General features: G+C 39.0%; 13 protein-coding genes. 11 read left to right on the plus strand and 2 right to left on the minus strand.

Annotated features, from left to right (window positions below):
- Positions 1 to 292 precede the first annotated feature (292 nt).
- Positions 293 to 1,615 carry a matrixin family metalloprotease gene (locus tag AX662_RS08960; RefSeq protein ID WP_060972227.1) on the minus strand — a complete coding sequence of 441 codons (1,323 nt, stop codon included), beginning with the start codon at positions 1,613 to 1,615 and terminating at the stop codon, positions 293 to 295.
- A 213-nt stretch (positions 1,616 to 1,828) separates the two neighbouring features.
- Here AX662_RS08960 and AX662_RS08965 point away from each other — a divergent pair, with 213 nt between their 5' ends.
- The 9 genes from AX662_RS08965 to folP all read left to right on the plus strand — a co-directional run bounded on the left by AX662_RS08965 (position 1,829) and on the right by folP (position 11,097).
- Positions 1,829 to 2,566 carry a LytR/AlgR family response regulator transcription factor gene (locus AX662_RS08965; protein WP_021143758.1) on the plus strand — a complete coding sequence of 246 codons (738 nt, stop codon included), beginning with the start codon at positions 1,829 to 1,831 and terminating at the stop codon, positions 2,564 to 2,566.
- Positions 2,567 to 2,876: 310 nt separating this feature from the next.
- Positions 2,877 to 4,055 (plus strand): sensor histidine kinase, encoded by a 1,179-nt coding sequence (locus AX662_RS08970; RefSeq protein WP_060972250.1) that lies wholly within the window; start codon positions 2,877 to 2,879, stop codon positions 4,053 to 4,055.
- 112 nt (positions 4,056 to 4,167) lie between these two features.
- Positions 4,168 to 5,547 (plus strand): hypothetical protein, encoded by a 1,380-nt coding sequence (locus tag AX662_RS08975; protein ID WP_060972228.1) that lies wholly within the window; start codon positions 4,168 to 4,170, stop codon positions 5,545 to 5,547.
- Between the two features lie 164 nt (positions 5,548 to 5,711).
- Positions 5,712 to 5,984 (plus strand): 30S ribosomal protein S16, encoded by a 273-nt coding sequence (gene rpsP / locus AX662_RS08980; RefSeq protein ID WP_002884675.1) that lies wholly within the window; start codon positions 5,712 to 5,714, stop codon positions 5,982 to 5,984.
- Between the two features lie 11 nt (positions 5,985 to 5,995).
- On the plus strand, positions 5,996 to 6,244 hold the full coding sequence (locus AX662_RS08985; RefSeq protein WP_002884680.1) for a KH domain-containing protein: 249 nt from the start codon (positions 5,996 to 5,998) through the stop codon (positions 6,242 to 6,244).
- A gap of 162 nt (positions 6,245 to 6,406) precedes the next feature.
- On the plus strand, positions 6,407 to 7,669 hold the full coding sequence (locus tag AX662_RS08990) for a bifunctional folylpolyglutamate synthase/dihydrofolate synthase (RefSeq protein WP_060972229.1): 1,263 nt from the start codon (positions 6,407 to 6,409) through the stop codon (positions 7,667 to 7,669).
- A 66-nt stretch (positions 7,670 to 7,735) separates the two neighbouring features.
- Positions 7,736 to 9,580 (plus strand): APC family permease, encoded by a 1,845-nt coding sequence (locus AX662_RS08995; protein ID WP_002891530.1) that lies wholly within the window; start codon positions 7,736 to 7,738, stop codon positions 9,578 to 9,580.
- Positions 9,581 to 9,724: 144 nt separating this feature from the next.
- On the plus strand, positions 9,725 to 10,288 hold the full coding sequence (gene folE / locus AX662_RS09000) for a GTP cyclohydrolase I FolE (RefSeq protein WP_002884345.1): 564 nt from the start codon (positions 9,725 to 9,727) through the stop codon (positions 10,286 to 10,288).
- Between the two features lie 8 nt (positions 10,289 to 10,296).
- Positions 10,297 to 11,097, plus strand: a complete 801-nt coding sequence (gene folP, locus AX662_RS09005; protein ID WP_060972230.1) for a dihydropteroate synthase — start codon at positions 10,297 to 10,299, stop codon at positions 11,095 to 11,097.
- A 31-nt stretch (positions 11,098 to 11,128) separates the two neighbouring features.
- Here folP and AX662_RS09010 read toward each other — a convergent pair whose 3' ends face one another.
- Positions 11,129 to 12,580 (minus strand): alpha-amylase, encoded by a 1,452-nt coding sequence (locus AX662_RS09010; protein ID WP_060972231.1) that lies wholly within the window; start codon positions 12,578 to 12,580, stop codon positions 11,129 to 11,131.
- A gap of 223 nt (positions 12,581 to 12,803) precedes the next feature.
- Here AX662_RS09010 and folB point away from each other — a divergent pair, with 223 nt between their 5' ends.
- Both folB and folK read left to right on the plus strand, forming a co-directional pair.
- The gene (gene folB, locus AX662_RS09015; protein WP_060972232.1) at positions 12,804 to 13,163 is read left to right on the plus strand and encodes a dihydroneopterin aldolase; all 360 of its coding nucleotides are present in this window, start codon (positions 12,804 to 12,806) and stop codon (positions 13,161 to 13,163) included.
- Positions 13,160 to 13,651: a 2-amino-4-hydroxy-6-hydroxymethyldihydropteridine diphosphokinase gene (gene folK / locus AX662_RS09020; protein ID WP_060972233.1), complete on the plus strand. Its 492-nt coding sequence runs from the start codon at positions 13,160 to 13,162 to the stop codon at positions 13,649 to 13,651. Before folB ends, folK begins: the two co-directional genes overlap by 4 nt.
- Positions 13,652 to 13,769: the final 118 nt, after the last annotated feature.

Consider the following 13,769-nt stretch of genomic DNA (forward strand, 5'->3'; position numbering starts at 1 on the left):
GAAAAGTGTTTGGGGAAGATAGGTATAAATGTTAAGAAGGGTTCCTAGACTATTTTTATTCTGTTTATGAGAATAATGAGCAAAAACTAACAAAGTTTAGTTTTCCAACTCATCCGGTCTCTCTTTACATTTTCTATTTTACCAAAAAAAATGAAGAAAACTTTACATAATATCAAATTTTGTAAGAAAAAATCATGAACAGTCATTTTCTGGTCTTGAATGGTCATCTCACTTGTATAAAAAAAGCAGAACCTGATAGGTCTGCTTATATTTGTAGTGATGGTGTAAGAACTTAAATCTTGCTATAGAGTTTCTTAACATTGTTAATATCAACAGGTTGGATACTTGTCTTACCACCTTTAGGTTCCATTACAGAGGCAACGGCACTGTTGTGTTCAAGTCCAATTGAGTGTCCTAATTCGTGTTGCGCAGTATTAAGAAGTTTCCCACCGTTCTTTTGGTAATAATTGTTTTGAACATGGAAGGTGTTCAAGTAAACAGTAGCATTACTATATTGCTTAGTTGGGAGGTAGTAAGTAGAGTAGGTAACTCCAAGAGGAGCTGCCACATTACCTTCATAACGTTCATCAGCAATGATGTTGGCTTTTTGTTTATCGTTAGTGAGCAAGAAATTAAAGGCACCAGTGTTATTCCAAGAAGTGATAGCCTGTTTGTAGGCATTCACGATTTCAGGATTTTTAGCATTGATGAAAACTGTCGCTTCCTTGCTTGACCAGTGAGGAGTATCGTAATTCTCTTTTACGAGTTCGTTATTCTTTTGCCATACTTGAGCAATTCGGTCCACTGGTTTAGCAGGTTGGATAGGAGTGGCTTTAGGAGCTGTCGGTTTAGTGACAGTCGTTGTTGGCTTCTTAGGTTGTGTCGTTGTAGAAGTCGCTGGTTTGTTTACAACAGTCGTTGGTTTCTTAGGTTGAGTTGTAGATGTTGTAGGTTTGTTAGCAACTGTGGCTGGTTTTTTAGGTTGACTAACAGCAGGAGTTGATTGTTTAGATTTTGGTGTAGCTGTTGTCGTTGGTTTTGTAGAAGGTGTTAATGGTTTTGGAATATAAGTAGATAGAATCTTATGAACATTACCATTATTAATTTCTGTTGAAACCCATGTGGCACCATCTTTTGACCAGGTTTGTGCTTGAGCGACAGTTTCGGTCTTTGGTTCAGACTGGTTTTCTACAGCCTTATGATTGCTATCTGTATTTGTCGGAATTCTAGTCTCATAGGTTTTGATTCCAGTCTGGCTGTCGACAGTACTGCTAGCTGTTTGACTATTTTGTTTCAATTCCTCAAAAGTTGGAGTGTTTGTGGGAGTTTGTTCATAGTCATTTTCATGTGTATGAAAATCATCCACAGAGGTATGTGATATAGTAGTCACAGTAGTAGGTGTTTCAGTAGAAACACCTGTTTGAGCGATGGTATTTGTAGTTGTACCTGTTTCAAGTTCGGAAAATGTTTGAGCCTGGTTAGGATCTGAAACATAGGTTTGATCCGCAGAGGCATACTGAGGACTTCCTACAAGAAAAGCACTAATTATACCGACAGTTGCAAGGGTCAACAAGGTCTTTGTCTTAGTCCCTTGCGTTTTAAAAGAATGTAACATAACTTTCTCCTTTTTAATTTAAAACAAAAACAGCTCTCATGATAACACCTAAAAATGAATATAAAGTGACAATGGGATAACAATTGTTTTATAAATGAAATTAGGTGAGATAAAAAGACTTTATGCTGTGAAAAAAGGAATATTATCCGATTAATTATGATAAAATATTAGATAGGTATATTAAAGTATATTAGAAAGAAAGAGGGAAATAAGATGCTTTCTATTATCGTCCTTGAAGATGATGCCTTGCAGCGTCATCGTGTTGGTCGTTTATTGGACGAAGCAGTTGAGGAGTCGAAGGCCGTTGTTGATGGGATTACTTTTTATGAACAGGGTCAGGAATTGTTAGATGCTGATAGAGGTTCGGGTAAATCCATGGTTTATCTTTTGGATATTGACCTTAAAAATCAAACTAAGCAGGGACTAGATATTGGGCTTGAAATCCGTAAGGAAGACTTGAAAGCACAAATTGCTTTTGTTACAGCTTACTCGGAGTTTATGCCCTTGACCTTCCGTTATAAGATTCAAGCTCTAGACTTTGTCGATAAATCCATGGAAGATGTGGATCTTAAGAGAGCTTTAGTAGAACTTTTAGATTTTGCTTATTCACAGGTTGAGCAAGAAACCAAGGCACAGAGTCTAACTGTTAAAACGGATAAAAATGATGTTAATATTCCTTATGATGACATTTTATACATTGAGACAGCCCCTGTGCCACATAAGTTAATCGCTCATACCAAGTCAAACCTAGTGGAATTCTATGGGAAAATTGCAGAAGTAGCAAAATTGGATGATATTTTCTTCCAAACACACCGCTCTTTTGTTGTCAATGTGAATAATGTGACAAGTGTGGATCGTACAGCTAATATGGTTTTCTTTGAGGAAAACGAGTCATGCCTCCTATCGCGGACACGTAAAAAGGAACTTTTGGAACGTTTGAAAAATCGTTAGGTCTTAGATTCCCCCTTCTTCTCTAATCATTATTGAAAGTTTTCTGAAATTCGAGATAATGATTTAATTTTATCTCATCTATTATCAGGAATTGTGATAGAATAGTGTTATGGCTTTTTGCTGTATATTTAGAGATGACTAGAAGGAGGTGGCTAACCATTAAATGATGCTCAATTTGCAAATTGCATTAGAATATCTTTTGCATTTCATTGTCATACAGTGGATCTACGAAAAGACCAGCTTGGTCAAGGTACCACGTATGATCCTTCCTATTGCGTTCCTGGTTGAATGTATAGGGGGAATACTGGGGATGTCATATAATGTCGGTTTGTCCTTTATGACACCCTTCTATCTTCTTTTCTATGCTTATTTCTACGGCAAGGAAAGAACCACTAATATGTTTGCATTTTATGCCTTCTATCCTCTTGTTCTTTATCTTTTGATTTTTAATGGTTATGCCTACTTTTTGATGCCGGGATTCGGTATCACATCGGATTTTCTAAACAGAAGTTATCTTTATTTCATTTTCTTTGACCTTTTAATTATTCCAACATTTGTCGCTCTATCCAAACTTCTTAATATTGATTTTAAATACTTGAGGGTCTTGGAGCGAGATCGTAAATTTGGTCGGATTATGTTTTTCACTAACTTTGTTTTGATTGCTTATGTGATTATGAACTATTCCGTAGTTGTGGCTTCGCGTTTCTTTAATTTGTATTATGCTGGCCATATTATAACCTTGATTGGATATATAGCGATTCTTTATGCTGTTTACAGTGTTAATAGATACGCAGATGAGTACTTTGAAAATGAGCGTAGAAAAGAAAATCGACGTCACTTGGATGATTTAGAGAAGTATTCTGAGCAGGTCGAAAGTCTTTACGAAACGCTACGCAGTTTCCGTCACGACTATACTAATGTTATGATTTCGCTTAATGAAGCCATCCAGATGAAAGACATTGATCAAATCAAGATGATTTATGATAGTGTCTTGAAAGATTCGGCATCAGATTTGAAGCAGCAAAAGTTTGATTTGGCAAAATTAACTCGTGTGACCAATATGCCACTTAAGAGTCTTTTATCATCTAAAGTGGCTGAGGCTTTTGATAAAGGTATTCAATGTCATGTGGAGGTTGAAGAGGGGGTCTTCTTCACAGATATGCGTCCACTCGACTTGATTACAATCATATCAATTCTTTGTGATAATGCTATTGAAGCTACTGTATTAGCAGATAAACCAAAATTATCTATTGCTATCTTTAAGATGGAAAATCAATCAGTTATTGTTGTTGAAAATTCAACTAAGGAAGCTTCTATTGATGTAGCTCCTTTGAAACAAAGAGGATTTTCAACGAAAGGAACAGGTCGTGGTTTGGGCTTAGCAAATATCGAGGAGATTCTCTTCAGATACGACAATGTCACGCTTGAAACAGAATCAGCACAACACAGTTTTGTTCAATTATTGTCTATTACACCAAAAGAAGATTAATGGGGACTTAATAAGAATTTTTAGAATTCTTGTTAAGTCCCTATTTTTATGTTAAAAAGTATGGTAAAATAGGGAAGTTAATCATGTGTTTTTTTATTCAGGGGGATCTATTATGTTGAAAGACGAATGGTTAGAGTACTTTGAGGCTGTTAATGGCCGAAAACCAAGACCAATCGACTTCAAAGAGGCCTTGGAACGAGGAGAGTTTGTTCTCTCTGAGGGTACAGAGGCTAACCAAGTAGCTGATCAAGGTGAATCAGCAGCTGACCAACAGTTTGAAGAAGGAACCGCAACCGCCAGAGCACTAGCTCAGTCTCAGAAAGAGCGTGACAACGAGCAAGAAGCTATGGCAAATGCGGCCCAGGAAAAGAGAAGGGCCCTGTCTCAAGAGACTGTTGGTCAAGTAAGAACCATTCAGTCGGGCCGTCAGGCTGAGGATATTCAAAAGGAAGAGGAACAGCGCAAACGCGTCGCAGAGGCTAAGGAACGTTTGGCAAGTTATGCGCCAACCCGTCCAGATGCAGGAAATCATTCTGTTAATACCTCGAATGAACCTAATCAAGCTATTCCAGTTTTCAGTAACCAAGCACAGCATCTTGGATTATCTGAGGATTTGACAAAACTTGATCGTAAGGAAGAAAAGGCAGCTAAGAAGATTGCTCGTCAAGCTGCTCGTGATAAGAAAAAAGCCGAAAAGCTAGCTGCCAAAGCTAAATCTAAGGAAGAACAGACAGTTGCCAAGTTGGAAAAGAGATTGGAAAGTCAGGTTCGTCTTCTAGAAACGATTCAAAACGCTAATCAAAAGTCGCAAAAGGCCAAAAATTGGGGCAAAGGAGCCTTGATTTCTAGTCTTGTTGCTGTTGTTTTGATGTTGCTTGTCGGTGGTGTATACGGTTTTTGGCGTAATGCTTCGGGGAACATTGAGGGAACTTGGGAATTAAAATCGTCTAAGGTCTTGGACGAAAATTCTGGTAAGTTAACCAATGCTCTGAAAGAACATGAAGATAAAGATGAGATTTACGTCTCTTTCCTTAAAGTTGATCATTCTAATAATTTACAAACGCATTCTTACTTCTATAAAAAAGGTGAGGAGGATCAGCCTACTTTTACAGCTTCAGATTATTTGAAGGAATATCAAGTTGTTGATCAGTGGAATAAATCTATTACCTATACTAAAGAAGTTTCAGAATTTAAGCGTGAGTTGACTAAAGTTGTCTCGCAACTTTATCCAAATGCAGATAAGAATCTAGTAGATTACTATATTTCGGATAACGTAGATAACTACCGACTCTACCGTAAAGGAAAACGCACCAAGTCTTATACTGTAAATAAAGATACCATGGTTGTTTCTACATACAACGAGGATGGCAAGTTGACTAGTCGTGATACTTATGAGAAAGTGTCAAAGGTAGCGGCTAAGAGTTTAGAAGCTCAATATGCTGAAGCAAAAGTAGCTTATGAAAAAAATCATAAGACCACAACTAAGAAATAGTCTAAAAGGAAGTTAGAGTCAAACTCTAATTTTTTTTTGTAGAAAATTTAAGTCTGTCAAGTTTTTTTCTTGACACATAAAAATGATATGGTATACTAGTTAAGGTCGAGGGGCGATAAGAGCCCTCACCATAATAAAAAAACTAAAGAAAAGAGATACTAAAAATGGCAGTAAAAATCCGTTTGACTCGTATGGGTTCTAAGAAAAAACCTTTCTACCGTATTAACGTTGCAGATTCACGTGCTCCACGTGATGGACGTTTCATCGAAACAGTTGGTACTTACAACCCACTCGTTGAAGAAAACCAAGTAACACTTAAAGAAGAACGTGTTCTTGAGTGGTTGTCTAAAGGTGCACAACCTTCAGATACAGTTCGTAACATCCTTTCAAAAGAAGGCGTTATGAAGAAATTCCACGAATCAAAATTCTCAAAATAATTTTTTAGCCTATGGATACCATTGAAAATCTTATTATCGCTATCGTTAAACCTTTAATTGCTTCACCAGATCAGTTGACCATCAAAATCATTGACGGACCTGAGTTTTTGGAGTACCATCTTGATCTTGCCCCAGCCGATATTGGGCGTGTTATCGGGAAAAAAGGACGTACTATTACGGCGATAAGAGCGATTGTCTATTCGGTACCTACTCAAGGTAAAAAAGTTCGTCTTGTTATTGACGAAAAAGAGAAAGCTTAAGAGGTGACCCTAGGGTTGCCTTTTTTGCATATTTTGGTTATAGACTAGAAGTCTTTGGTATAATAAGAACGTCAACTCATTAAGCTCAAGGAAAAACTAGGAATCTAGTTTAAAGGTCAGTTTAATGACTAAGTTGAAGCATTAGCCAAAAAAGGAGTAATTATGACTTATCAGGAAGCATTGGATTGGATTCATGGACAATTAAAATTTGGCATCAAGCCTGGCTTGGAGCGTATGGCTTGGATGCTTAAAGAATTGGGAAATCCACAAGATAATCTCAAGGCTGTGCATATCGTGGGAACAAACGGCAAAGGGTCTACAGTCAATGCCCTACAAACAATTTTTACCCAGGCAGGCTATGAAGTTGGAACCTTTACCTCGCCCTATATTATTGACTTCAAGGAACGAATCTCTCTTAATGGTCAGATGATTTCAGAAGAGGACTTACTTGACTTGGTTAGTCGTGTGAAGCCTGTGGTTGAACGTCTACCAAAAGAGACAGAGCATGAAAATGCGACAGAGTTTGAAATTATCACAGTTCTGATGTTCCTTTATTTTGGTCAGGTCCATCCTGTTGATATCGCATTCATTGAAGCTGGAATGGGCGGCCTTCATGATTCGACTAATCTATTTAAGCCTTTGGCAGTTCTTTGCCCTTCGATTGGTTTGGACCATCAGGCTATTTTGGGAAATACCCATGCTGAAATTGCAGCAGAAAAAGTTGGTGTTTTGAAGAATGGGGCTCCTTTTATTTATGTGACTGACCGTACTGATGTTAGAGATGTTTTCGAGAAGAAGGCGCGTGAAGAAGGGTCCAAAACCTATGAATTGGGGAGAGATTTCACAGCTGAAGGGTCTAGTCATTCCTTTGATTTTACCTATGGGGATCAAAAGTTAGATGATATAGCCTTGGCCATGGCTGGTCAACATCAAGTAGCAAATGCTAGTTTAGCTATTATGGCTTCTTTATTGCTTCAAAAAGATTATCCTAAAGTAACTCCTAAACTCATAAAGGACGCACTAGCTCATGCCAATTGGCGAGGTCGAACAGAATTTTTAAGACCTAATCTCATGATTGATGGTGCTCATAATAATGAGAGTGTTAAAGTTTTGATTGACTTGCTGCAATCAGAACATGCAGATAAGGAGATTGAACTTCTCTTTGCGGCTATTGACACCAAACCTATTGATGGTATGCTGGCTCAACTAAAATCGGTTGGTGACTTGACTGTAACGAGTTTTGACTATCCAAACAGTGTTAAATTAGATAAATACCCAGAAGTTTATAAGCAGGTACCAGATTTCAAAACATGGATTAAAGAACATGTAACGACTGACAATAAGAAACTTTATGTGATTACGGGATCTCTATACTTTATTTCTCAGGTCAGAAAATGGGTTTTAGAGCAGGCAAGTGATGTTTAAGACTTGAAAGATGACATTTAGGGGCGTATAATAACCTTTGTATGTTTTAAAAGCAAGGAGATCGCAATGTTTCAACGTCTGAAAAACATTTTAATCGGTGAACCTTTAACTCATGATGATAGTGGTGATGAACACTTATTGTCCAAGATTCAGGCCTTGGCCATGTTGTCGAGTGATGCACTCTCATCTATCGCCTATGGTCCAGAGCAAGTCGTCTTGGTTCTGACAGCTGTATCTAGTGCGGCTATTTGGTGGTCAATCCCTATTGGGCTTTTGGTTCTCGTCCTTTTGGCCAGCCTTACCATCTCTTATAGACAGGTTATCAAGGCCTATCCTCAAGGTGGTGGTGCCTATATGGTAACGACGGAAAATCTGTCTCCTAAGTTTGGCTTGATAGCTGGTGGCAGTCTTTTGGTCGATTACATGTTGACAGTTGCTGTTTCAGTGGCCTCAGGTGCAGATGCCATTACTTCAGCCCTTCCCTTCCTTCATCCTTTCAATCTTGAGATATCAATGATTTTGGTACTTGTTTTGATGGTTATGAACCTTAGGGGAATGCGTGAATCGGCAAAATCTTTGATGATACCGGTTTATCTCTTCATTGTTTCGACGCTGTTCTTGTTGGGATTTGGTTTCTTTCAAATTTTAACTGGTCATATGCCTTACGCAGCCACAGCACATTTAGGACAACCCATTACAGGGGTGTCATTGATTCTTATTTTAAGGGCCTTTACTTCAGGTTCTGCCTCATTGACAGGGGTAGAAGCCATTTCTAATGCGGTGCCTTTCTTTCAAAAACCTAAGGCTAAAAATGCAGCATCAACCCTCTTTATCATGTCTAGCATTTTGGGGGCTATGTTTGCGGGAATTACCTTCCTCAACTGGTGGACAGGTATTACACCTCATGCAGGAGTAACTATCTTGTCACAAATGGCTAGAGAAATTCTTGGTCAATCATGGATTGGTAGTATTCTATTTTACATTTTCCAATTCTCTACTGCTATGATTCTTGCAGTGGCAGCTAACACAGGTTTTTCAGCCTTTCCGATGTTGTCCTTTAATATGGCGAAAAATAAATACATGCCTCACATGTATCTTGAAAAAGGTGCACGTATGGGATACTCTAATGGGATCTTGACACTTGCAATTGGTGCCATTACCCTTTTGTTTATTTTCCGAGGAAATACGGAACGGTTGATTCCGCTTTACACCATCGGTGTATTTATTCCATTTGCTCTTTCTCAAACGGGGATGGTTGTCCATTGGATTCGTGAATATGGTAAGGGATTCTGGAAACACTCTTTAGCAAATATCTTAGGTGCCCTCATTTGTTATGCTATCGTTCTCATTCTCTTCCTTTTCCGTTTAGGAGATATCTGGCCATTCTTCCCGATTATTGCAATCTTGATGTGGATGTTCCTTAAGATTAAAAAACACTATAATGGTGTTGCTCAACAGTTGCGTATTGATGGAGCGGTAGAAGAACACCATTATCAAGGAAATATTGTTCTTATCCTTGTTGGGAATGTTACCAAGGCTAATATCGGAGCTATTTCTTATGCACGTTCTATTGGTGACAAGGTTATCGCCATGCATGTATCTACTAAGGATACAGAGAACAAGGACAAGGAAACTGAACAAGAGTTTAAAAAATATTTCCCTGAAATTGAGATGGTTCATATCCAATCACCATATAGCTCAATCACTCAGTCAACCATTCAGTATGTGGACGAGGTCGCCACTCAAGCTGAGAAGGATAATGCGACTCTGACAGTCATGATTCCTCAGTTTGTACCTAAAAAATCATGGCAAACCATGCTTCATAACCAAATGAGTTTACGATTGAAATATTATCTCAAATGGCGTGAGAATATTGTGGTTTCATCTTATTCTTACCACTTGAAAGACTAAAAATATAAGCGAAGATAACCTCTATATGAAAGGTGGTCTTCGCTTTTTTTGAGATTTAGGTAGCTAGGAAATCTTATTTTTTGCAAGAAAAATCCAGCAAAATAAGGTATAATAGATAGTATTATAACGTTGCAAGAGGAAATTATGGCAAATCAAGAAAAAGTAGAACAAGCAGTCTATCAACTATTGGAAGCTCTAGGTGAAAATCCTGAGCGTGAGGGACTTTTGGATACACCAAAACGTGTGGCTAAGATGTATGCTGAAATGTTTTCAGGTCTAAATGAAGATCCTAAGGATCAATTTACAGCTGTCTTTTCAGAAGTTCATGACGAAGTTGTCCTTGTCAAGGATATTCCTTTTTACTCTATGTGTGAGCACCATTTGGTTCCATTTTATGGTAAGGCCCATGTGGCTTATTTGCCAAGTGGAGACAAGGTGACAGGACTTTCCAAATTAGCGCGTGCAGTTGAAGTAGCTGCTCGTCGTCCGCAGTTGCAAGAACGTCTTACAGATCAAGTTGCTACAGCACTTGAAGAAGCTCTGAATCCTCGAGGAGTTTTTGTCATGGTTGAAGCAGAGCACATGTGCATGACTATGCGAGGCATTAAGAAACCAGGAAGTAAGACAATCACAACTGTCGCTAAGGGCCTTTATAAAGAAGACCGTGAAGAACGCAAGGAAATTCTTTCATTGATGCGTGATTTTTAGGAGTTAAGATGTTTATCGGTAAACATGAGATTGCAGGTAAGGCCTGTATTATGGGAATCTTGAATGTCACCCCTGATTCTTTCTCAGATGGTGGCGATTTTGACACAGTAGAGGATGCCTTGGCTCAGGTTGAGCGCATGATTGCCCAGGGGGCTGCTATTATCGATGTCGGTGGCGAATCTACAAGACCAGGGGCAGAATTTGTGACTGAGGAAGAAGAGGTTGCTCGTATCGTTCCAGTTATTCAGGCTATCAAGACAAAATATGATGTGCTCATCAGTATTGATACCTATAAGACAGCCACTGCTAGAGCTGCTCTTGAAGCAGGTGCAGATATTCTAAATGACGTCTGGGCTGGACTTTATGATGGTCAGATGTTAGCTTTAGCAGCTGAAAAGAATGTGCCGATTATCCTTATGCATAATCAAAAAGAAGAAGTATACAATGATGTCACAGAAGATGTCTGTACATTCCTCAGTCAACGTGCCCAGGCTGCCTTGGAAGCAGGTGTGGCCAAGGACAATATCTGGATTGATCCAGGCTTTGGATTTGCTAAAAATGTCCAACACAATATTGACCTGCTAAAAGGCTTGGACAAGGTCGTTTCCTTGGGCTATCCTGTTCTTTTTGGAATTTCTCGTAAGCGAGTTGTGGACTACCTACTAGGTGGGAATACTCAAGCTAAGGATCGCGACCAGGGGACAGCTGCCTTATCTGGCTATGCAGTTACCAAAGGATGTCAGATTGTCCGTGTACATAATGTTGACGTCAATCATGATATCGTTAAGACTATTTCAGGAATTTTATGATACTAAAAAAAGCTCAACTGAGCTTTTTTTCTTAGTCTTGAATTGTCCAAACGCTGACAGATTTTTCAGAAACTGGGAAGTCTCCCCATCCGTCTTCGTCAATGGTTACAGTATCAGAGCAGTTTCCAAGAATGTCATAGAAGGCTTGTCCAGCCCAATCACTACCAATTTCCATAGACTTGCTGTTAGCAGCATCATTAGAAATCGTTACAGCTAATGGAGCCCCATCTTCGTTGCCAGAGCGTGTCCACCCGATACAGTTTGGATCATCAAAGTAGTCTGTTTGCTCACCGTAAGCTAGGTCTTTACGAGCGTAGAGCAAGGTATCTAGGCTCTCTTGGAAATTTTCTTGGGCAAATTCACCCTCAATACCATAGTAGTCACCATAAAATAGGCAAGGAAGACCGTCTTCACGGAGAAGGATGAGAGCGTAAGCAGCTGGTTTAAACCATTCTTCAACAGTAGATTCTAGAGCTTGCCCGCGTTGAGTGTCGTGGTTGTCTACGAAGGTCACGGCATGTTCAGGATGATTTTTGACCAAGGAATGATCGAAAATTGTTGTTAAATCATAATCAGCTCCCGCTGTGCTAGCGTTGTGTAGATTGTTGTGGAGGGAAACATCGACGAGGTCAAAACGTTTTTCAATCTTTTCAAGATAGGTATTGTTATCCTCCTCGTTACCATTCCAAAATTCACCAAAGACATAGAAATCCTGACCTTGTTTTTCTTTGACATCGCGAATAAAATTACGCATAAAGAAAGAATCAATGTGCTTAACGGCATCCATTCGGAACCCTTGAACGCCTGTTGTTTCAACGAACCAATCTGCCCATTCGTAAATATTTTCAATAACTTCAGGGTGTTTATAGTCTAGGTTGGCATACATAAGGTAGTCGAAGTTACCATTTTCGTTGTCAACCAAGTCGTTGTCTGCCCAGCCTTTGTTGTCACCTTGGATAAGATAGATACCACTTTTATTACGTTTGGCATCGAAGTCAGTTCCGTTAAAGTGGTACCAGTGCCATTCAAAATCGTCGTAGGCTTTATTGCGTCCGTCAAAGGTGAAATGTGTCCAGCCTTCGATTTCAAATGGTTCGCTGATCTCTTGGGTACGATCTTCTGGGTCAACTTCGACCACTTCGAAGGTCTCAAGTTTATCCGCTGCCGCCTTGTGATTAAGCACAACGTCGGCCATAGGTACAATACCAACTTCTTTGAGTTGGTTGATAGCATTGAGATATTCTTCTTTGAGGCCGTATTTGGTGCGGACTGTTCCTTTTTGGTCGAATTCTCCAAGGTCAAAGAGGTCATAGACTCCGTAACCAACATCATCTTTGTTTGTAGCTTTAAAAGCGGGTGGCATCCAAACGTGGCTGATGCCTAGGTCTGCTAAATGTTGGGCATCTTCAGCCAAATTGTTCCAGTGTTGACCGTCACTTGGGAGATACCATTCAAAATATTGCATTGCGGTTTGATTTGTCATAGTTTTTTTCCTTATTAGTTGAGATAGTCTTGCTTATAATTCAGGAGTCTCTTTTTAGCTCCTGTGTCTATATTTTACCAAATCAGAAGAATTATGCAATCGATTGCATAAAGTGTAAATACACTAATTTCAGATTTGTCTAAAATATCATACTAATTAGAGACCAACTTTTCAACTGTTTTGTGCTAGAATAAAGAAGAGTCTAGTGTCTTAAGGAGAAACTATGGATAAAATTATTTTAAATGGTTGCCGTTTTTATGGTTATCACGGGGCTTTTGCTGAGGAGCAGACCCTAGGGCAAATTTTTGTGGTTGATTTGGAATTGACTGTTGATCTAACTAAGGCTTCACAGAGTGACAATCTAGATGATACGGTTCACTATGGTTTGGTTTTCGAAGCCGTGCAAAAACAAGCGGAAGATAAAAAGTACATTTTGATTGAGCGTTTGGCGGGTGCGATTTGTGAGGATCTATTTGCCCAATTTACACCAATTCAATCTATTAAAGTTCGAATTACCAAGGAAAATCCACCAATTAATGGGCATTATAAGAGTGTTGGTATTGAATTGGAGCGTAGCCGATGACAAGAGTTTATTTGAGTTTGGGATCTAATATGGGTGATCGTCAGGACTATCTCCAAAAAGCTGTGGAGGCCTTGAATGACTTAGCTGAGACAAAGGTTAAAGCAGTATCTTCCTATTATGAAACGGCTGCTTGGGGATTAACAGAGCAGGCTGATTTTTTGAATCTCGCCTTAGCACTTGAGACTCAGTTGCCGGCTGAAACCTTATTAAGTTATTGCCAGAAAATTGAAAAAAATCTTGACCGCGTTCGTCATGAGCATTGGGGGCCTCGGACAGTAGATATTGATATTCTTCTATATGGGCAGGAAATCTGGGAGACTGAGCACCTTAAAGTGCCCCATCCTTATATGAGTCAGAGAGCCTTTGTTTTGGTTCCCTTGATAGAAATAGCAGATGATTTGGTTGACCCTAAAACTGGTCAAGCCTACAAAAAATATTTGAGTCAATTAAACACTAGTGATGTCCGTAAATTGGAAGTTATGGACTAGCTTTGCGTGAAATTCCTTGTCGTCAAGATGGGGATTTTTTGCTATAATTAATCTTGGCTTTTTGCCGTATTTTTCTTTTAATTTTTAGGAAAAATACTAACTCATTTTTAGGTAGTGA

It is taken from the genome of Streptococcus sp. CCH5-D3 (assembly GCF_001556435.1).
In the GTDB taxonomy this organism is placed as follows: Bacteria; Bacillota; Bacilli; order Lactobacillales; family Streptococcaceae; genus Streptococcus.

What these genes read in the sequence shown, in the direction of transcription:
- AX662_RS08960 (WP_060972227.1), bottom strand. Translation starts at nt 1,615, where the DNA reads ATGTTACATTCTTTTAAAACGCAAGGGACTAAGACAAAGACCTTGTTG.
- AX662_RS08965 (WP_021143758.1), top strand. Translation starts at nt 1,829, where the DNA reads ATGCTTTCTATTATCGTCCTTGAAGATGATGCCTTGCAGCGTCATCGT.
- AX662_RS08970 (WP_060972250.1), top strand. Translation starts at nt 2,877, where the DNA reads ATGTCATATAATGTCGGTTTGTCCTTTATGACACCCTTCTATCTTCTT.
- AX662_RS08975 (WP_060972228.1), top strand. Translation starts at nt 4,168, where the DNA reads ATGTTGAAAGACGAATGGTTAGAGTACTTTGAGGCTGTTAATGGCCGA.
- rpsP (WP_002884675.1), top strand. Translation starts at nt 5,712, where the DNA reads ATGGCAGTAAAAATCCGTTTGACTCGTATGGGTTCTAAGAAAAAACCT.
- AX662_RS08985 (WP_002884680.1), top strand. Translation starts at nt 5,996, where the DNA reads ATGGATACCATTGAAAATCTTATTATCGCTATCGTTAAACCTTTAATT.
- AX662_RS08990 (WP_060972229.1), top strand. Translation starts at nt 6,407, where the DNA reads ATGACTTATCAGGAAGCATTGGATTGGATTCATGGACAATTAAAATTT.
- AX662_RS08995 (WP_002891530.1), top strand. Translation starts at nt 7,736, where the DNA reads ATGTTTCAACGTCTGAAAAACATTTTAATCGGTGAACCTTTAACTCAT.
- folE (WP_002884345.1), top strand. Translation starts at nt 9,725, where the DNA reads ATGGCAAATCAAGAAAAAGTAGAACAAGCAGTCTATCAACTATTGGAA.
- folP (WP_060972230.1), top strand. Translation starts at nt 10,297, where the DNA reads ATGTTTATCGGTAAACATGAGATTGCAGGTAAGGCCTGTATTATGGGA.
- AX662_RS09010 (WP_060972231.1), bottom strand. Translation starts at nt 12,580, where the DNA reads ATGACAAATCAAACCGCAATGCAATATTTTGAATGGTATCTCCCAAGT.
- folB (WP_060972232.1), top strand. Translation starts at nt 12,804, where the DNA reads ATGGATAAAATTATTTTAAATGGTTGCCGTTTTTATGGTTATCACGGG.
- folK (WP_060972233.1), top strand. Translation starts at nt 13,160, where the DNA reads ATGACAAGAGTTTATTTGAGTTTGGGATCTAATATGGGTGATCGTCAG.